General features: G+C 46.2%; 16 protein-coding genes and 2 pseudogenes. 5 read left to right on the plus strand and 13 right to left on the minus strand.

All coding sequences use genetic code 11. The annotated features are described in order from the left end of the window. Positions 1-77: 77 nt before the first annotated feature. Positions 78-2,138 carry a glycosyl hydrolase 115 family protein gene (locus MHH57_RS15770; protein ID WP_342434287.1) on the minus strand — a complete coding sequence of 687 codons (2,061 nt, stop codon included), beginning with the start codon at positions 2,136-2,138 and terminating at the stop codon, positions 78-80. A gap of 257 nt (positions 2,139-2,395) precedes the next feature. On the opposite strand from MHH57_RS15770, the gene MHH57_RS15775 reads away from it, so the two are divergent. The 3 genes from MHH57_RS15775 to cysK all read left to right on the plus strand — a co-directional run bounded on the left by MHH57_RS15775 (position 2,396) and on the right by cysK (position 6,039). Continuing rightward, on the plus strand, positions 2,396-4,339 hold the full coding sequence (locus MHH57_RS15775; RefSeq protein WP_341070990.1) for a serine hydrolase domain-containing protein: 1,944 nt from the start codon (positions 2,396-2,398) through the stop codon (positions 4,337-4,339). A 181-nt stretch (positions 4,340-4,520) separates the two neighbouring features. After that, the gene (locus MHH57_RS15780) at positions 4,521-4,694 is read left to right on the plus strand and encodes a hypothetical protein (RefSeq protein ID WP_341070992.1); all 174 of its coding nucleotides are present in this window, start codon (positions 4,521-4,523) and stop codon (positions 4,692-4,694) included. A 406-nt stretch (positions 4,695-5,100) separates the two neighbouring features. Then, the gene (gene cysK, locus MHH57_RS15785; protein WP_029517693.1) at positions 5,101-6,039 is read left to right on the plus strand and encodes a cysteine synthase A; all 939 of its coding nucleotides are present in this window, start codon (positions 5,101-5,103) and stop codon (positions 6,037-6,039) included. Between the two features lie 79 nt (positions 6,040-6,118). On the opposite strand, the gene MHH57_RS15790 is transcribed toward cysK, so the two are convergent. The 4 genes and pseudogenes from MHH57_RS15790 to MHH57_RS15805 all read right to left on the minus strand — a co-directional run. After that, positions 6,119-6,325: a hypothetical protein gene (locus tag MHH57_RS15790; RefSeq protein WP_152526724.1), complete on the minus strand. Its 207-nt coding sequence runs from the start codon at positions 6,323-6,325 to the stop codon at positions 6,119-6,121. 153 nt (positions 6,326-6,478) lie between these two features. After that, complete coding sequence (locus MHH57_RS15795) at positions 6,479-6,826, minus strand: YolD-like family protein (RefSeq protein WP_029517694.1); 348 nt, start codon at positions 6,824-6,826, stop codon at positions 6,479-6,481. A gap of 859 nt (positions 6,827-7,685) precedes the next feature. Continuing rightward, positions 7,686-8,846, minus strand: coding sequence for a serine hydrolase domain-containing protein (locus MHH57_RS15800; protein WP_241113306.1), 1,161 nt, complete (start codon positions 8,844-8,846; stop codon positions 7,686-7,688). Between the two features lie 218 nt (positions 8,847-9,064). Beyond that, positions 9,065-10,228: pseudogene (locus MHH57_RS15805) on the minus strand (serine hydrolase domain-containing protein); the annotation flags it as partial. A 300-nt stretch (positions 10,229-10,528) separates the two neighbouring features. Between MHH57_RS15805 and MHH57_RS15810 the strand changes: the two are divergent. After that, positions 10,529-12,322 carry a hybrid sensor histidine kinase/response regulator transcription factor gene (locus MHH57_RS15810; protein ID WP_341070994.1) on the plus strand — a complete coding sequence of 598 codons (1,794 nt, stop codon included), beginning with the start codon at positions 10,529-10,531 and terminating at the stop codon, positions 12,320-12,322. 22 nt (positions 12,323-12,344) lie between these two features. Here MHH57_RS15810 and MHH57_RS15815 read toward each other — a convergent pair whose 3' ends face one another. Then, complete coding sequence (locus tag MHH57_RS15815; protein WP_341070995.1) at positions 12,345-12,644, minus strand: transposase; 300 nt, start codon at positions 12,642-12,644, stop codon at positions 12,345-12,347. Positions 12,645-13,294: 650 nt separating this feature from the next. Here MHH57_RS15815 and MHH57_RS15820 point away from each other — a divergent pair. Further along, positions 13,295-13,507, plus strand: coding sequence for a hypothetical protein (locus MHH57_RS15820; protein WP_342434288.1), 213 nt, complete (start codon positions 13,295-13,297; stop codon positions 13,505-13,507). 781 nt (positions 13,508-14,288) lie between these two features. Here MHH57_RS15820 and MHH57_RS15825 read toward each other — a convergent pair. The 7 genes and pseudogenes from MHH57_RS15825 to MHH57_RS15855 form a co-directional block, all read right to left on the minus strand. Then, positions 14,289-14,363 (minus strand): annotated as a pseudogene (locus MHH57_RS15825) (DedA family protein); the annotation flags it as partial. Positions 14,364-14,367: 4 nt separating this feature from the next. Continuing rightward, complete coding sequence (locus MHH57_RS15830; RefSeq protein WP_342434289.1) at positions 14,368-15,594, minus strand: MFS transporter; 1,227 nt, start codon at positions 15,592-15,594, stop codon at positions 14,368-14,370. Beyond that, positions 15,591-16,724, minus strand: coding sequence for a glycosyltransferase (locus tag MHH57_RS15835; protein WP_342434290.1), 1,134 nt, complete (start codon positions 16,722-16,724; stop codon positions 15,591-15,593). Before MHH57_RS15835 ends, MHH57_RS15830 begins: the two co-directional genes overlap by 4 nt. Before the next feature lie 22 nt (positions 16,725-16,746). Further along, entirely contained in the window at positions 16,747-17,448 is a 702-nt protein-coding gene (locus MHH57_RS15840) for a polysaccharide deacetylase family protein (protein WP_342434291.1), read from the minus strand. A gap of 30 nt (positions 17,449-17,478) precedes the next feature. Beyond that, positions 17,479-18,645, minus strand: a complete 1,167-nt coding sequence (locus MHH57_RS15845; protein ID WP_342434292.1) for a glycosyltransferase — start codon at positions 18,643-18,645, stop codon at positions 17,479-17,481. Between the two features lie 24 nt (positions 18,646-18,669). Further along, positions 18,670-19,191 carry a phosphatase PAP2 family protein gene (locus tag MHH57_RS15850; protein ID WP_342434293.1) on the minus strand — a complete coding sequence of 174 codons (522 nt, stop codon included), beginning with the start codon at positions 19,189-19,191 and terminating at the stop codon, positions 18,670-18,672. Further along, entirely contained in the window at positions 19,169-19,795 is a 627-nt protein-coding gene (locus MHH57_RS15855; RefSeq protein ID WP_342435181.1) for a VTT domain-containing protein, read from the minus strand. Before MHH57_RS15855 ends, MHH57_RS15850 begins: the two co-directional genes overlap by 23 nt. Positions 19,796-19,833: the final 38 nt, after the last annotated feature.

Here is a 19,833-nt window from a genome sequence, read left to right on the forward strand (position 1 = left end):
AACAACTTCATTGACGTAGTATAAGATGGAAAGGTTGCAGGCGACGCTGTTAACTCTTATGCTACATGTCTTCCTTTTTAATATAATACCTTCTCCAGACAGCGTGCCAACTCATCATCGGAAAGGGGCTTGCGATGCGTATTCTCTAGATAGATATATTTCTCTGTTTCTGGCATTAAATATTGTTTGGACCACAGGAACATATCCGGACTGTCTCCCTGAAGACGAAGAAATCTCCGCACAGTGTCCGCATGTGAAATAGTATTATCCAGATTGGTTAACCAATCTGCCCGGTAGAAATGCTCCCATCTTCCAGTTCCTGCGAGCGATAAAGCTTCTTTACCCATCCGGTAGCTCCAAACGGCATGAGAAGCTTGTATAAATGCTCGTGGATAATCTTTTTCAAGGAACAGCCCATAAGCGCTACATAAGCTTGCCAGTCCACGTGAACCACTTAGATGCAGTTCAATCTGCACAAGCAGTTGATTATACAGCCTACGACATTCATCTTCAGACAACTGCTTCATGATTCGTAGACACCGCTCTCGCAGTTCAACCCAGTCGGGAATTGCCGACTCGGCTTTTTCCTTGAACCAGCGAACCTGTTCAGGAAAAGGCCTTTCTCCAGTAGCCCAGTACAGCCGTTCATCACTGCTTTCTTTGCCTTGTAGCCAATACCCCATAATCTGCCGAGTCGGATGGTGATAGAATTCCTCCCCTGCCCGATCATCCTTATGCGGGCCATAAACGATAGTACAACGGGAATAATCCCGGTATAATTGGGAAATCTCTTGAAGCTGACTACTGTACAAGCGCCCAATAAAATCAGTAAGTTGGTCTGCGGCATCTACGTTACCATTCGTCCATAAATTTGCTACTAAATCCAGCGTATATACATGCGGCAAAATATTACCTGAATTGACCAGCAGGTACTCGTCCGCCCCTGTAGTAAACGCTGCTGTTAATTCGTCTACAATCAAGCTGGCTGAGGAGGGAAATTGGGTAAGATGGTTCGACGCTTGCAAGTCGTGGAAGGTCACATGGTAATACACTCCATTCTTGCCCCCATCCTGCGTCTCAGGCAATGCTGGTACACGATAATTAAGATTCCCATGACGCCGGGATACCATTTTACCGTAACCATTATCCGCCCATATTTTGATCACCTCTTCGGGTACTTCAATATGCCCCTGCTTGTATAACTCGGCAATCTCACCATACATCGCCATACAGCACACGGGCTGCTCCACAAATTCACAGATCATATTGTACTGCTTGCGAACCACATACGAGATTAATTGTCCGCGTTTGTCCGGCGTATTAAAGGAAGGATCATCTTCCCAAAAAGGCTTGTCACCCTGCCCGCGAAAAGACAACACCCAAACAATTTTCTCTCCCTTTTGCCGTTCAATCGCTTCCTGCCACAGCTGTTCAAACAACTCGGGATGCTCTCTGTAGCTAGCTTGTTTACCCGGAAACGCGCGCAAAAACATCTCCGCCCCCAACGGCTCAGCATGATGATGTGTGATCCATAAGCCCATGTCTGCTGCAAGCTTATGATGGATACCTGTGCGTGGTAAATCGGTTCCGGGAATCACCATATTTCCACCGCACCGCAGTAACGCTTCGAAAACGGGCTGCCACACCTGCTCCGTCGGTGGATAATCTTCCTTCCAGCCAATCAAGCATACCTCATCATTGACAAACCATCCTCGATATCGAACCTTGGACGGTATACTGTCAACATTCTCACTCGGTAAAACTATGGTATCCCGCTTAGGTGGGAGAAGCTCCGCCCAGAACCAGAACGGCTCCACACCCAAAGCGAAACGGCTGTAATGAAGCAGTCCATAAATAATTCCTAATTCATCACGGCCAATAATATGGAGTACCGTTCCCTTGCGACCAGCAACAAAACGTAGACAATAGCTCTCTGGCCAGTGCGGACAGCTATCTCCTTCCTGCGCATAACGGATAATGATCGAGGGCTCTATTTCTGTTTGCAATGGCTCGAGGCCAAACACTTGCTTATGATCTCGCGCAATCATGTTCCAAGCGTGGGCAATGGGCACACTTTCATTGGTTTGAAGATTGTATCCGCTTTCAGATGAAATAGTTAGAGGTTCACAGGCTTTCATTTGTTGTCATCTCCTATTTTTTTCAACTATGAGGATTCTTCTTGTCTTTATTTTATAGGTTGTCAACATACATATAAAGCTGTACCAACGTAAATATAGCTTTTTTTCGGTAAATCATTTGAGAGTTGAAGCTTCATTTGAGAAAGAAAAAAGTAAGGAACAGGAGAGAAATAAGAAAGACTTGACTGCTACACTAAAAATGTTCCAAAAAACAGACTGCCCTTAAAGATTCAAGCGCAGCAAAAAGGAGACATGATATGAAATTGAAAAAACGATTTGCCTCTTTGTTCCTGTTGGCATTGATGGCATTTATCCCGGTCCAGGCATATGCTTCTGAGTCCGTTCCAACTACTCCCTCTGGAATTCCGATTTCCGAAATCGAAAACAGAACAGATCAAATTATGAAAAAATATATAGGAACAGCGATTCCTGGTGCTGCGGTTTCCATAGTAAAGGACGGGAAAATTGTTCTTTCAAAAGGTTACGGATACGCAAACATCGAGAAACAAACACCCATGAGTACGGAAACAACCTATATGGAGGCCGGTTCCGTATCGAAATTGTTCACCTGGACGGCAGTAATGCAACTGGTTGAGCAAGGAAAGCTGGATTTGAATACGGACATCCGCACATACTTGCCTGACGGCTTTCTTAAGCCTTCTTTTGATAAGCCTATTACCCTGAAATCACTGATAAGCCACACGGCAGGTTTTGAGGAGCGCCTGGAAAAACTTTTGGTTCATGATCCTGCTGATCTTAGGCCTCTCAAGGAGCATGTCGCACCCGGAAACCAGCCTCAACAGATTTATGAGCCTGGAACAGTGATTGCTTATTCCAACTATGGGACCAACCTGGCCGGTTATATTATAGAACGTGTATCCGGAATGCCTTTTGAAACCTATATTCAGAAACATATATTTGAGCCTCTAGACATGAAACATTCTTACTTTACACAACGGTATGATCTTATTCCAGAGGTTATCGAACATAAAGCAACAGGCTACTCCAAGAAGGATGGAAACTGGGTGGCAAAGCCGAATGTTTTCTTTAATGATGTGCCGGCTGGTGCGTTAAACATTACTTCGGAGGACATGGCTCATTTTATGCTTGCTCATCTGAACATGGACCATTCCTTAAAATATTCGCTGTTCAACAAGAATGAAACCTTGCGAGAAATGCATGAGGCTTCGTATACCCACTATCCCGAGCTTCCGGGGAATGCCCATGGCTTTTGGGAACGGTTCGCGGGAGATTATCGTGTTATCGAGCACGGTGGAAATACAGATTCATTCTCCTCTCTGGTCTCTATCGTGCCGGATCAAAACTTTGGGATCAGTATTCTGACTAATGTGGAAAATGAAATGTCCGGGGCAAGAAGCGAACTCATTGACCTGTTTGTCGGGGGTTCCCACGCTACTCCGCAAGCGGACAACACGTTGAAGCATAGCGCGGATGTGGAGGGAAAATACCGTTCTGCTCGCGCAGTATCATCTGGTATATTGAAGCTTATACCCGTATTATCCAATGCGGAAGAAGTGGTCACAGCCAACGGCAATGGCGGAATCACTCTGAGTATTCCATCCATGAATATTCATGTTGATTATGTAGAAACCAAACCCTATTTTTTTGAACGCGTGACTCCCGGGAGCACTCCTTATGATCACGCGGGCCTAAACATCAGCCGTCTTTTTTTCATAACCAATGCCGATGGTAAAGTGACGCAGTTGTCATATGGAGTGATCGATGACCAATTGCCGATATCCTTCCTGCAAACATCCATCTTCAGTTATATTCTGGTCGGGGGATGCGGTATTTGGTTTGCGCTTGGGTCTATTTTCGGTATTATTGGATGGCTGCGGAAGCTCAAGGACGCAAGAAAGCAGAAGAGTGCTTCGCGGCTTCCCTTGCCTGACAGTGTAACCGTAATCCCCTTGCTGGGTCTGCTTGTGATCGTCAATCTCATTGCTTCAAGCATCCAATTGATAGGCGACCCCTATCAGCCTATGTCCAATTTCAATTTCAATATTATCCTTTTCTGGGTACTTGGGCTCGCCTTTGTACCGGCTGCCTATCTTGCTGTAAGAAAATGTAACGTTTCGGAGGCTACTTTGTTAAGAAAGGTATACACCGCGGCGCTGATTCTTTCGTTTTTAGCTATTTCGTTTTTCTTGTATTCCTATAATTTCTATTTTTTCGCATAGATCTACTTAATTTTATCCTTTTTATAGCATAGATAGCCTCCACGATATATTTCGAGTCGAAACATAGAAAAGGCCGTCAATAGACGGTCTTTTTTGTATTCTCTTCTCTATGAACACTCTTATTCATATTTCATAAACTACTAGTGTAGCAAATATGTCTACAGAAAGAGGGTTAATTCAAATGAAACCAAAGAAAAGTGGAAAAGGCGCAGCCCCTGTCATATCCTCCCGCACTTTCTCAATCTCAGGAAATTCGGGAACTGTTTCCAGAGATTTAGTGTTCCGTGTTACAGCAGAGGATACCTTTGCCACAATTCTTTTAGATGATGTATCGATATCCTTATTAAGAACATAAATTACTTCGTATTGTAGGCATTTAGTCGTAAGCTCTCGCAAGAGCAACTTGATGGCGCGAATTGATACACCGTAAGCTTGCCAAAATAAAAACGCCTCCCCGTATGTTAACAGTGAGGCAGAAGGATTAATTCCTTACTGCTCTTTTTGCCTTCTACTAAATACAAATTCGTTATCCGCCGACCACTAGGTTAGCGGGTAAAAGGATACACTGTATACATTCTTAATGACTCTCAGGTTCTGAATAAGCTTGGACTACTTTTTTATGAGTAGTACCTTAGGTTTAAACTGTTTCGTCCGTTCCCGCTCCTCACTATGAATTAACAGAACATGGTTATGAAGAAAAATTCGTGATAATATCTATGTCATAGTAAGTAGATATGAATTAATCGTTTGGAGGGATAATTTTGACTAAAATTCACCAAAAGTTGACTGAATTAATTGGAAATACTCCTTTGCTAGCACTGTTGAACTACAGCCAAATCCAAAATATTGAGGCAAACGTGGTAGCAAAGTTGGAATATTTCAATCCGGCTGGTAGCGTTAAGGACCGCATTGGATATGCTATGATTAAAGACGCTGAGGAGAAAGGCTTAATCAATAAAGACTCCGTTATTATCGAACCAACAAGTGGCAATACTGGAATCGGACTTGCATTTGCAGCTGCGGCTCTTGGATATAAACTTATAATTACACTTCCTGAAACGTTTAGTATCGAACGTCGCAAGCTTTTGACTGCGTTCGGTGCTGAGCTTGTGTTAACACCGGGATCCGAGGGGATGAAAGGCGCTATCAAGCGTGCTGAACTATTGGCTGCCGAAACACCAAACTCTTTCATACCACAGCAGTTTAGCAATCCTGCCAATCCAGAAATCCACCGCAAAACTACAGCTGTAGAAATCTGGCATGATACGGATGGCGGTGTAGATATTTTTATTGCGGGCGTAGGTACAGGTGGGACTATTTCGGGCGTTGGCCAGGGATTGAAGGAACGAAAACCTTCTGTAAAAGTGATAGCCGTCGAACCGTTCGATTCACCAGTGCTGTCTGGCGGTACTCCAGGTTCACATCAACTACAAGGACTCGGTGCTGGTTTCATTCCAAATAACTTTAATGAAGAATATGTGGATGAGGTTTTCAAAGTTAAAAACGAAGATGCATTTGAAACTGCACGCCTGCTTGCCAAAACAGAAGGGCTGCTTGTTGGTATTTCTTCTGGGGCTGCGGTTTATGCAGCAACACAAATTGCAAAGCTTCCAGAAAACAAAGGCAAGACGATCGTGGTCATATTACCTGATACAGGTGAGCGTTATTTGTCCACTCCGCTTTTCTCAGACGTAGAATAATAACAAAAGAGGCAGGAATCCAGCTGCCTCTTTTGTTAATTTTCCAAGTACACAAGCAAGAGCGCATAGAATTGTTTCATTAACCTGAATTGATTTCTTTCTTCGCTAGCGGTCCATTTTTTTGCACAACAAATGGACCGTTAGCGAAGAAAAAGTTACCTTTGCCCAGCCCGATGTTGTTGTAGCTCATCAGGCTTTTTCTGTAAAAGTGAGCTTCTCCGTAGTAGTTTTGTACCACTCTGTAAGCCTCTTTCTTTAACTTGATGCGGGTGTAACGCATCATCATCAGGAAGTCTTCGATTGCGATATGAGGATTGATCTGCTCAGCTAAAACACTAGCATCAAATGCTCCTAGAAAGACTTCGGCTGAATTGTCGTAGATAAGGCAGCTGAGACATTTCTTGTTTGTTGAATAACATCAGTAGAATATTTACTACCCTTAGATTTTTGCTAGATACTTGCTGAAAATGATATCCTCCAACTTGATCCAACTAAAATCATCCTCGCCACGAAACAGTTTCACTTCCCTGCGAGTAGTATTTATAGACGTGATTACACCTGTGAGTTCTTCGTCATCGAATGGGCTAAAAACCACTAGTGTTATAGGTTGACGTGTGTTGTAGGACTCTATAAGCGCTTGCTCGATCAACTGGACTTCCTGATCGTCAAGTTCCGGCTTGCCTCTCCGCTGACGGTCTTTCATGAGTTTTAAGTATGCTTCCTTGTGTTCTGGTATGATAATCCTGCTGCTTTCCCATAAGCCGTTACCTTCTAATTTTTTCGACATGTATGTAGCCTCCTGATGTATTATGTAGAAATTATATTCCGAACATACGTTCTAGACAAGGCTTTTTGCATACCGAATCCAAAACTTTTGTCCTAGAAAAATATTCCTAGGTCTGATAGACTAGACGAAAATACAAAATCAGGGGGATAAAATGAAAATTTTGGAGCATTAAAATTGGCTAACCACCGCATATTCACCTGGTTAGATCAAGTTTTGAATAATGATTAAGTTTCTTTCCCTCAAATTCATCTCCTATATTGTTCCATACGATTGTATCGACATTATTCCATGCATCTTTCGAATTGTCATACCGCTAGTCTCCATAAAATAAGTTTTAGACGGACTTTGAAATTGGAACAGTGACAACCAGTACGAGAAAATAATGTCCTAGACTGTCGCTGTTCCATTGAACTAACGTATCCCGTTAGCGGAATAACATATACGAAATTCTGATATTTTTGTACATTAGTCTTAATGTTTGATTTTCCTTGAAGTCTTTAAATAGAAATTGTAGTCTGGTGCAATGTGTAGGTTAGTAATATTACGTTGTCTATACCTACTATGTATTTCTAAAAATCTCATATATCTTCTTATTCTCTATATCGAATTTGCGTCTAACCTATTTTACCGATTTCGGCGGTAAACCATCTGTTGGCGGGAGTGATAAAGAAGTCGATAGTAGAGCTTGACCGACCGAATATAAAATACGCCGTCGTTATGCCCCTCGTGCATCTTGTCTATTTTGATGTCGTTTTATTCTGAATGCGGACATATGTGTCTCGATTGCATGAAACGACGGTTAATCACAGCAGAAACCGACATCCGCCCTCAAATAAAGGACGCGATGTCGGCTTTAAACTTAACGGCCAAACTCCTTATTGATTATTTTATTGTGAGCCGGCTCCACTTCCGGAGCTACCGAGTTGATGCACGTTACCAAAATATGCTGCCCGCCTAGAGATCCGAAGGCTCTCGATTCAAATCCGAAAGTACCGCCGGCATGCCCCCAGTATGATTGCCCGTCAGCTGTTTTTATTTCATAAATCCCTAGTCCGACTTTACCTATAGGTGAATCTACTGTCGTGAGCATCTGGTTCATTATCTCTTGATTTAGAAGCTTTCCGCCCAACAGCGAACTGAAGAAGGTGGTCAAATCTTTAGTTGTTGAGACTATATCTCCAGCTGCATTTGCCCATGATTGATTCATTTCTGTTAAATCATACAAATGACCCGATCTATCCATATTATATCCTGTGGCATGCTTACCTGGAATATCGTGACTATTTTCCATTACAAATGTCCCTGTCATACCGAGCGGTTCGATCAACCGTTTCCTGATCTGCTCCGCATACGTCTCTCCTGTTACCTTCTGAATAATTTGAGCGGCTAGTATAGTATTCATGTTCGAATAATTCCAGCCCTTCCCTGGCGCATATACAGGCGGCTTTGCTAGTCCCATGCTGATAAGCTCGTCGGACGAATAGTAACGGAATGGATTTTGAGGCAAGGTAATATCTCGAAAATCAAGATCAGTATAGCTCGCAAGCCCGCTTGTATGGTTCAATAACTGACGAATCGTAATTTTGTTGCCGTCATACCCATTACCCTTTATGACCCCTGGCAGCCATTTTTCGACCGAATCATCCAGGTTCAATTTTTTCTCCTGAGCCAACTGCAATACAACGGTAGCAGTGAATGTCTTCGTGATGCTTCCAATACGGAATGAAAAATCCGGCTCCACCGGGCGTGGTACTTCGAAACTGGCTGTACCCGTAGCGTAGGACCAGCGTTCCCCATCCTGTAGCCCGCCTGCTACGACACTTGGGACTCTTTTGTTGGTAACTACCTGATCCATGACGCGTTTGACTTCTTCCCGATGCTTACTTTTCTTTTCTTTCTCTTGATAGGTTGCCGTCTGACCCGCTGCGTGGACAGTTCCATAAGCAGGGAATATCAGTGTACCCGCCAATATAGCTGTTAAAGTAAGTGCAACTCCTTTTTGAATGGTGAATGATTTCATAACGCATCGCTCCTATTATTTTAGAATGTTGTGCTGCTTTACCCCCTCACCTTACCCCCGATATTGTTAAATCGAACAGTGATAAAACCGCCAAGCTTTTGATGACATCGTACTTGGACCTGTCACATATACCGCATGACAAACTGTCAATTGTCTTATATGACGTGCTTGCTAAGCTACGTTCTAACCGCTGTTACCCCACCCTCTTTCGCTTGACGGACGCGTTTGACTTCTTCCCGATGCTTGCTTTTCTTTTCTTTCTCGTTGAGTTCTTTTTTGGTTTCTTTTGCGAATTCCGACGCTAAAATATTGTCGATATGTTTAACCGCATCTCCCAGTACATTGATATTTATCGAGATGACATGTTGACCGTCCTCCGTTCCGCCTGCGAAGTTGGTGAATCCAGGAATACCTCCTGCATGTCCCCATACGATGGTGCCGTCCGGTAGCTTTGTTTGGTGTATGCCAAGTCCATACTTTCCAAATGGGGAGTCGGCTGTGCTGGTCACCATCTCTTTCTGCATCTCCGGTATCAACAGCTTTCCACCCAATAAGGCGCGAAAAAACGTCGTCATGTCTTCCCCTGTCGAGATCATGTCTCCGGCGGCGTTAGCAAACGATGGGTTAAGCACAGTAATATCTACTAATTTACTTCCAATGTCCAAGTAGCCGCGGGCATTTTTTTTCGGAATATCCGTCGAGCTGCCGGGGAGGAACGTTTCTTTAAGTTGAAGCGGTTCAATAATTCGTTTCTTAATCTGCTCCGCATATGTTTCCCCGGTGACTTTCTTGATAATGAGGCCAATAATCGCGTAATTCGTGTTCGAGTATACCCACCCTGTTACCGGCTTTAACTCCAAGCCACGGGCGATTAACTGCTCAGCTGTATAATTTTCGCCAGGATTTGTGAGTAATTTAGTCCTGAATTCTGGAGTCAAGTAGTCTGGAAGTCCGCTTGTATGATTTAGCAATTGACGAATCTTAATTTTATTGCCGTCGTGCCCATTGCCCTGTATGAGCCCCGGCAGCCATTTCTCCACCGTATCATCAAGGGACAGCTTCTTCTCGCCAGCAAGCTGCAAGGCAACCGTAGCGACAAACGTCTTCGTTGTACTTCCGATCCGGAAAGAGAAGTCGGCGTGCATCTTATGGTTTCTTTCGATATTCCCTTCACCGGAAGCATATGACCAACTCGCATCTCCTTTCTTCACGGTAACGACAACGCCTGGAATATTGTCGGTATTGGCAGCTTTATCGATTGCTTGATAGGTTGCCGTCTGACCCGCTGCGTGGACAGTTCCATAAGCAGGGAATATCAGTGTACCCGCCAATATAGCTGTTAAAGTAAGTGCAACTCCTTTTCGAATGGTGAATGATTTCATAACGCATCGCTCCTATTATTTTAGAATGTTGTGCTGCTTTACCCCCTCACCTTACCTCCGATATTGTTAAATCGAACAGTGATAAAACCGCCAAGCTTTTGATGACATCGTACTTGGACCTGTCACATATACCGCATGACAAACTGTCAACTGTCTTATATGACGTGCTTGCTAAGCTACGTTCTAACCGCTGTTACCCCACCCTCTTTCGCTTGACGGATCGGGAAGTTATATTGCATGATAGGTCTGAATCATTCGGAATTTGATTTGCAAAAAAATATAAGAAGGTGTGCGTAATTCGTGTTCTCGATAATGAAAAAAAGGGTCTGGTATGATTGGATACTTGTGGCCATACGAACGCTTTGGCTGGTCATTATCGCAAGCGCTGGTTTTGTCGATCCGTCATTGACCGTTGTATCGCTTTGGGTTGTACTTTCTCTCGCTTTCGTCGTTTATCTCGTTCCATTAATCATCCTCTATAGGAAAGAAGACTGGTATCTCACAATCGAAGTCACGGTAACGGGCTTTTTTTATCTATATTTAGCCTACGCAGCCCCGGGATTGCTTTGGTCTTTTGTTTTACTCGTGATAACTATCGGCTTGACGAGCAGTCGAAGAACCTATGTGTGGACAGGTATCCTTAGCGGAATCGTATTCCCGGTATTGAACGGTTGGATTGCTGATCGTCTCCCGTATGAGTTTATCGTTAGCTGCAGCCTTGGTTTTGCCATCGGCTTCGCGTTTAATATTTTAATTCAGTCCCACAAGCAAGCCCGAATTATTCAAGAGCAAAAGCTGTTGCTGGAGCAGCATATTAAGCGGATTGAGGAACTTACGCTGATGGAGGAGCGCAGCCGGCTGTCACATGAGCTGAATGACACGATTGGCCATACGCTTACCTCGCTCATCGTCGGCATCCAATCACTGCGATCGTCCGTACCAGATGCGCAAATAGAGAGGATCGATTCGCTTGTCGGAATCGCCCAACACAGTCTGGTTGATATCCGAAAGCATCTGCATCAGCTCTCTCATACTCCGTTGAACCATTCGTTAAGTGAATCGCTGCGGCAATTAACTGAAGATTTTATGAAGTCAACAGGTATAACGGTCAAATTCCGTGTGATCGGCAGTGAGACTCTCGTTATGCAAAAAATAAACATTTGTTTATATCGTTGCCTTCAAGAGTCTCTAACCAACATGGTTCGGTACGGTAAGGCGAGCGTGATATCCGTTCAGTTACATTTCAATAGTCAGCAGCTTCGATTACAGATCGAAGATAACGGCATCGGAATGGAAGAAATCCAATTTGGATTTGGGCTCAATGGAATGAAGGAACGACTTGAACTATTTCACGGCACGGTGTCCGTGCATTCCGAGTCAGGACAAGGAACTTTCGTCATATGTAATATTCCGTTGCAGACAGAGCCTGTACATGATGCGATCCGCCTGCTGATCGTTGATGACCAGGTGATCATTACCGACAGCTTGAAGCAAATTTTGGATCAGCATGCTGATTTTAACGTCGTTGGTACAGCCAGGGACGGGCGCGAAGCATTAGAACATTGTGATCGCTCCCAACCAGATATCGTGCTAATGGATATTCGTATGCAGGGAATGGGCGGGATTGAAGCTTTAGTTGAGATGAAGCAACGATGGCCTGATATGAAGGTTGTATTCATGACAACGTTTAAGGATTCCTTGCAGGCAGCAACTGCATTGGAGCGCGGGGCAGAAGGCTACATGCTGAAGTCGATTCATCCGCGGGAGATGAAGGAAGCCTTGAAACTTATTTATAATGGAGGAACCTGGATCGACCAATCGGTCGCTACGCAAGTTTTCGAAGAGATGAAGCGTCAACGTGAGCAGTTGGAGAAAATCGGTTCAAGTCAGGGAAACTACCCGTACGGGCTTACGAAACGCGAGATGGAGATTCTGGAGCATCTGTCGAGCGGTCTGCGCTACAAATCGATTGCCGCCAAGCTATTTTTATCGGAGGGAACGATCCGCAATTACTGCTCGATTCTCTACTCGAAACTCGGCGTCAACAACCGTGAAGAAGCATTAGAAATGGCGCGAACGAAGAATATCGTGTAGCTGGAGAATTTCCCGATGGTACTCACGATATAGGGGTCACGTGCTGTTCTTTCAAAAAATGGGCCAGGTTCAACCAGTAGTGGTCGGTCGGTTCCATGCCAACGATGACGTCCTGGAACCCTTGCTCCGTCGCAATCTTTCTGAACCAGCTAACGAACAATTCAAAGCCTTCACGGTCGTTCTCAGACGTAATGGCCTTCTCGAACTCGACTCCGCGGTAGTCTTGTGCCCGGGCGACATGTTTGAATTTAGCGATGTCTACACCGATAATTAAGGTAGAAGAAGTGATTTGATTAATACGTCCATTTTGAGTAGAATTCATCTTGTAGTCTCCTTGGGTTGTTTTTGGATCCGGTCGCTGGCCAGCATCGTGGACCCATTTACATCATACCAAGGAGTCTTTTTCATTCTCAAACCCCTTATTTCAACATAATAGGAATGCTGCCCGTTCGTATTATGTGATCAACCAGTTCTTTGTGATTGGTTCTTTTTTTATTTTAGTTTAAGGATTGTAGGTGAGCTTAAAAGGCAATGATGCCGAATATATTAATGCCTTCAACTGTTATTAAACTTCAGTTTCTGCTTCTTGTGCTTTCTGACTCCCTTGCTCTTCGACTTCTCTGACTCGTCGGTAAAAAGTCGTCCTCTTCATATCGATCTGTCGCATAGCCTCGGTTGCAGTTATCAGTCCGTCCTTCCGCTTCTGTTACTACGGATAATGTCAGACCCGCCGCAGATGTCTCTCCAGAGCAGGAAACTGTAGAGTACCCGCTCAGATCTGCAGAAGAGTGTTGGGAAAATTACTTGAACAGCCTTGGCACCGAAGTTGCAACGGCCTTCTGATGCCATCATCGAGGTCGCTAAGCGGATAGCTTCCAGGAGGAGAAACAATATCTTAACCACATTAGACTAAATACAGGTCATGTTCGCCGGACCTGTCTGGGCGAGGTGAATCAGAAACTTTATGCGATCTTGAAACGAGTTTGGAAAGACTCCTTAGACCCTGAAGGGGTGAAGCTGGAGGGATATCGATTCATAACACCCGGCCGATTTGCAGCGTCCCAATACGATCCACAGCCGGAAAACCTTCAGTCACTGGGAGCCGGATACGGTCGTTTCCGAGGAAAGAGTAAGCTTGCGTCGACACATCGTGGAGGCAAAAACACGTTTTTACCAAGTGATTAAATGACGATCGCACGGCATTATCGATGAAAATGCGACCGTGGGCGAGGGAAAGAATTCGCCTGTCACAGAGAGTTGGAACGACTGTACGGCGTGGGTGTCTATTTCGCCGATCCGTACTCATCCTGGCAACGAGAATGCCAAGTCTTGAGCGTGAATTCATCTCAAAGGGTCATAACTTCGCTCAGGTGAAAGATGTTGATCTGGAACAGGCTCTCGCCCTGATTAACAACCGACCCCGAAAAACTTAAGATGGAAGTCCTCTCACGAATCGTTTCAGGAGGAACTGTACTTGTCTTGACAATCCGTCTATTAAAAAAGGTGAAAGAAAACCATCATTTCACTGGTTTTCTTTCACCTTTTACGATTTAAAGCTTTTTCAGTAGCTTATATAATGACTCTAATTATTCAAACCGTAAATTTCCATCAGTTATTAGAAATCCAAATGTTTTATTTAAGGCTTGTAACTCACTCTCATGAACTTTCGTTATTTTGATTATCTTATTGTTATCGTCTCTAATCACTTTGAAATCGGATTTACCTTTAGCATCATAGTAAAAATTATTTGATCTACCTTCATTATTTCCTCATCAACAAACAATCTGACTTGCTGCTCATGGAAGAGAAATTTGTCCTTTTTCTTATCATAAGTTAGACCATAGGCAATGTATTCCTTTAAAGAATCGTAATTAAAATCGACACCTTCACCAGCCTCTTGTGCTGAGATAGATGAACTGAGGCTTGTATCGTGATGATTTTCGATGGCTTGGATTTCAGGTGTACTCGGTGGAATGGGGAGCTCGATGAAGTCCAGCGGCAAGCCGATGAGCAAGACCAGGTATCCATATTCGTGAAACAATTATTCAACTAACTCGATCAGGTCCATGAGCATTCTCCCTCTTGTGCTGCAAAGTCCCGCCAGCCGAGGCCAGCTTGTTTTGCGGCAAAATCAAATAAAAAAGTGCAAGAACCGCCAGTAAAGCAGCGCTGATGCTAATGGCAGCGGCATTCGTATACTGGCTGGCTATCCATCCCCCGATGACCGGGCCAATCATAATACCGAGCCCTTCAATCCCGGAGAGTACTCCCCACCCGGTCCCCTTCTGATCCTCCGGAACAAGGTACGACAGCACCGCATTCCAGGCCGGAAGCACGGCTGAGTAAGAGAATCCCAGCATAAAGGCAAACAGCATCGTTAATGCAGGCGGCGGCATGGATACGACTAACAGAGCCAATACGGCCGTAAGCGATACGAAACCGGTGACCAGCATTTGCTTGTGCCCCCATCGATCGGCCAGCTTTCCCATCGGGACAAGAAACAGCATCGCGCCAGCCCCGCCTAATATGAGCATTAGCGAATATTGCGGCTGGCTCAGACCGAGATGGTCAGCGGCAAAACCGGGCAGTATCGGCAGCAGCAGTCCCGCAGCGGTCATCTGCAGGACCATGCCTGGCAGCAGCCATTTCAGCTGAACGAGCCTTCTTCGCAGTCCTGCCGCTTGTTCGGAAAAGCTGACGTTCTGGAGATGCAAGGGGGTTGTTCTGTTAATCCCGAACGATGCGATGCAGCCGACGGCGAGCAGCGCAACCATCAGCCGGAAGGCAGGTTCGAAGCCATAATCGAAGGTGAGATTGATTGTGACCGGCCCCAGACCGATGCAGGCCAGCCACACGGTGTATATCGCCCCCATCTGGGCTGCCCGCTCCGTCAGCCGGACTTTCTCCAGACAAATGAGCCATATAGGCGACGCCCCCATCCCAAGCATCACGGAACCGGCAACCAGCCCCCAGGCATACGGACTAAAGAACACGGCGGCTAGTCCGGACAGCATCAGGACGAAAGTGGCGGGCAGCAGCCAGCGCAGCGAAAACCTGTCCAGCAAATATCCAGCCACACATTTAATCAGCGTATCGGCTGTATAATGAAGCGAGACGGCAAGACCGACCAAAGCAACGGTTTGCCCCGACTCGTTGACGGCAAAGTTCGGCAGGAACGAGAACAAGAAAGCGCTTCGGACAAACTCTGTGCAAAAAAGCACCGTGAACAGCGTCAGAGTAGAAAGCTTGAACGCGCTCCTCCCGCTCATCATATTCCACTCCTTCTTAAGGGACTTGCCTCCGGAAACAAATGCCGGACAATATGGTCCGCAGCCGCTTTCTGCCTTGCTGCGAGCAACCCGTTCATCATCGACTGCTTGATCTGCTCAGAGGAGATCATCGCTTGTATCTGCAACACCAGATCATGAATCGTAAAGGCCACGACTGCCGCTCCTTTGCGCTGCAAATACAGGGCATTTTCCTTCTCCTGCCCCAGAAACGGATTTAGGATGAAAATTGGAACCCCGGCCTGAATCGTCTCAGATAGTGTAACGCCTCCCGCTTTCGTGACTACGCAGCAGGCACTGCTCATCAGAACATGCAATTGATCGGTGAAGCCGAATACATCCACTCTTGCATCATCCTCCCAGCTCTCCGCAAGCCTCCGTCTCCATCCTTCCTGCCGGCCGCAAATCACTTGAATTCGGACGCCTGACAAGAGTAGCAGCTTCCCGATGAGCCTCGATAGCGAATGCAATGTGCCACAGACGTTAGCCATAAGCAGAATCACATACTCATCTGCTTCTTTAATGGAGTCGGAACCGATCATTGCCGCATCATGAAATGACTCCCTGACCGGAATTCCGGTCACGGTAATACGACTCTCGGGGACGCCCTGCCTGACCATGGTCTCTTTCACGTCGCTGGCAGGGACAAAATAATGATCCGGCTTGGCGAACAGCCATCTTCGGTGAACGTCAAAGTCCGTTATGACAACAGCAGTCCGGGGACGGATCGCAGATAATGCCTCACTGCTTGGCAAGCTGCCGAACGGGAATGTATAAATGATGACTTCCGGCTGGTACTGAAGGATGATTTTCTTGAGCCTGTCGCCGCCAAGACTGTTCATCCAGGCTGCGATCTTTCCCTTCATGGGAAGCTGGTTGGTCAGATGGTAGGTCCATCCGTAATAGGGAATGCCCAGGCTGGCTGCATACAGGCTTTGCCGGTACAGATAGCGGATTATTTTGTTCAGCACAGGATAAGCTTCCCGGAACAAGTCGACAACCGCCACCTGGCTATAACCATTGCGGATCAAGCTTTGCTGCAACACCTTGGACACCTGATGATGACCTTCTCCGTAATCAGCCGTTAAAATTAAAATTTGCGGTTCCTGTCCCACTATTGTCACCTCATTTCCTTTGTCAAGCCATTTCATCCAGACGAACGAATTGCAAGTTGCGTCCCTGTAATTGATGCAGTACTTCCTCCAGAGCCCGAAGCATAAAATATGGCGCGTGACGGTCCGCTCCCGGCGAATCTCCGCTGTCATGCAGCAAAATAACAGATCCGTCCGTAATTCCGTTCAACAGCGTTGCCTTCAGCTTTTTGCGGCAGCTTCTGCTGCGCCAGTCCCCCGCCTTCAAGGACCAGAGTACGATGCGGTACGATTTGGGATGAAAGAAATCGAAAGCGTTCATGAGCCCCCAAGGCGGGCGATAGTGATCCGGCCTTTTTCCAATTATGGATTCAATAATATCTGCGGTCCGTTTCATATGATCACGCCGCACCGTCCAGGGAAGCATCAGCCAATTGGAGATGTGATTGTAATTGTGGATTCCAATCTGATGACCTTCACGATCCATTCTTCTGATCAGATCCGGGTGCAGTTCCGCCTGTGAGCCAAGCACGAAGAATGTGGCCTTCACTTGATAATCCTGCAATAAATCCAATAATTCCGGTGTATACCTCGGATGCGGCCCGTCGTCGAACGTGAACGCTACCTGGTTCTTGGTGGTTCCCTTACGAAAGGCTCCAAAACTGATTATTCTTGGAAGAAAACTTGGAATTAACATATACAGACTGATGAAGCCTATGAGCCCAATCAACAAATATTTAACAAGCAACGTCTTTATCCCCCTTAGTGAAAATTAAGCTTAAGCATACTGCTGCAAGGAGCAAACCCATCTTTCTTCCTGTGTATCGTTCTGCATGCTCAGAATTTGCATGACCGCATGTCTGGCGGAATCCTGCTGTCTGCACAGCCCTGCTTTCTCCCTCATTTCTTCCAATAGGGAAGGCTGTTGAACCAGCCGCTGAAGCTGATCCTGCAAATTGTCAATCTGACATAGATAAGCTACTCCCGTTTGAATCAAATAATCGGCATTATCCTTTTCCTGCCCCAGCCGTGGCTCTAGCAGCAGCATGGGAAGCTGAAGCGCCAGCGCTTCGGAGGTCGTCAGTCCGCCCGGCTTGGTAATCAATACGTCTGCGGACGCCATCCATTCATGGATTCCCTCCAGGAAGCCTGTCAGTATGACGTTATCCCTGTCTCCCAATGCTTCACGCAGACGGTACAGCAGCTTCACATTGCGTCCGCACACAATGACAAATTGCACGTTAGGGGGAAAAGAGTCAGATTGCATTTGCTCGATGAAGGATTTATCGATAATCCCGCAGCCGCCGCCCATCACCAGCACGACAAAGGCGTCAAGAGCCAAGGCTAGCTTCTCGCGCAGCCGGTCTTTATTGTCATGCTGACTGTAGGATGGGCGAACAGGGATGCCCGTTACAGCGATTTTGTGGTCAGCAACGCCTTTTCTCTGCAGAGCTGCACGCACGCCTTCGGAGCCAACCAGATACAGATCCGTAGACGGATGTATCCAATAGCTGTGATCGGAATGGTCGGTAATGACCGTTGCCGCAGGCAGATCCGTCATCCCTTTTTCCTTAAGCAAGGAAATGGCGGCTGATGCCAGCGGGAACGTGCTGACAATCAACGTCGGCTGTTCCTCATTCAGAAGTTTGAGCAGCCGCTGCAGGCTGGTCGTGAGAAAATGCTTCAGGAAGAAAGTAAGTGTACTGTCCGTCCGAGTCTTCTGATACATATATCCGTATGAGGAAGGAAAATACTTCACCCATTGCAGGAAGCAATACCGTTCAACCACATGCATGCGGGGATGGATCCATTGCATGAAGTCGACCACCTCTACTCCCTGTTTGTACAGCACCGATGCCTCCAAAATCGCCTTGGCCGCCTGCATATGTCCATCCCCGAGCGCGCCGGACAGAATCAGCAGCTTTTCCCGTTTCATGCTATTCATCAACAATCGCCTCCCTCGTGAAATTTAACTATGCATGAACAAAACAACCAGCACCGCCGTTAGGAATCCGACCATCCCACCAGCCACACAATCGATCGGATAGTGATAGCCCCAATAAACCCGGGATATGGCCACCAACAAGGCCAGACCAATCAAGACAAGCATAATTGCCGGCGATGAGGCCAACATAAAAGGTGTAACCAGGGCGAAAATAGCGGTAGTATGGCCGGATGGGAAGGAATAATCCTTCAACGGGAATTTGCCTACCTTCACCTGCTCCAGCTTGCGGAAAGGCCGGTCTCTGCGCACCTTTCTCTTGATCAGGACAGCAATGATATGGCTAGCGGCCAGTGCGATCAAGCTTTGCAGCCCGATTCTGCTGAACTCCCCCTCGGCGAACCATGCCAAGGACACTGCGCAAATGATGGTAAACAAAGCTCCGCCCAAATGGGTAATCCATCCGAACAATCGGTCCATTGCCCGACTGCTCAGCCGCTGGTTGCACCAGAAGAACATCATTTGATCAATTCGTCTTATCCATTGCATCCTGTTTTCCGCCTCCATTCCCTGTTTTTTCGATCGGTTGATGTTCATCCCTTATCTTCCTCCGCTCGCACAGCTTCCGTATCAAGAACCATATTGCCGCAATCGCAACACCAACGCCCACCAGCGTAATCGTGAGAACTTGGTTCACCATATTCTCTGCCGCGCGTCCATATATATAGAAGAGAAAACCGACTACATAAAACTTCACCGCCCGGCCAATGGCCGCATAGCTGAGCAGCTTCCATAACGGATAATTCATGTATCCGGATAAAATCGTAAATATTTTAAACGGGATCGGAGTGAACGATCCGATCAGGATTGCGGCCTCGCCGCGGCGGGCAAATAAGTCGCTTGCCGAATCCAGCCATTTTTTCTTCATTACACCGCCCATAACATGCTTTCCCGACACCTTGCCGATCCCATAACCGATCGGTGTTCCAAGCAGACTTCCTGCAAAGCCAACCGTAGCGAGCCATAAAGCCGACTCCGGTTGCACCGCACTTAAAGAAAGCTGCAGGAAGAACGCCGGGATGGGGAAAATAATCGCATCGAGCATAGCATGAATGAAAAGTCCCGTCGCTCCGAAGTTCTGTAAAAATTCCATAATTTTATCCATGAATGCCTATCCCGCCTTTGTTACAG

Source organism: Paenibacillus sp. FSL H7-0442, from assembly GCF_038593105.1.
Lineage (GTDB): Bacteria > Bacillota > Bacilli > Paenibacillales > Paenibacillaceae > Paenibacillus > Paenibacillus polymyxa_D.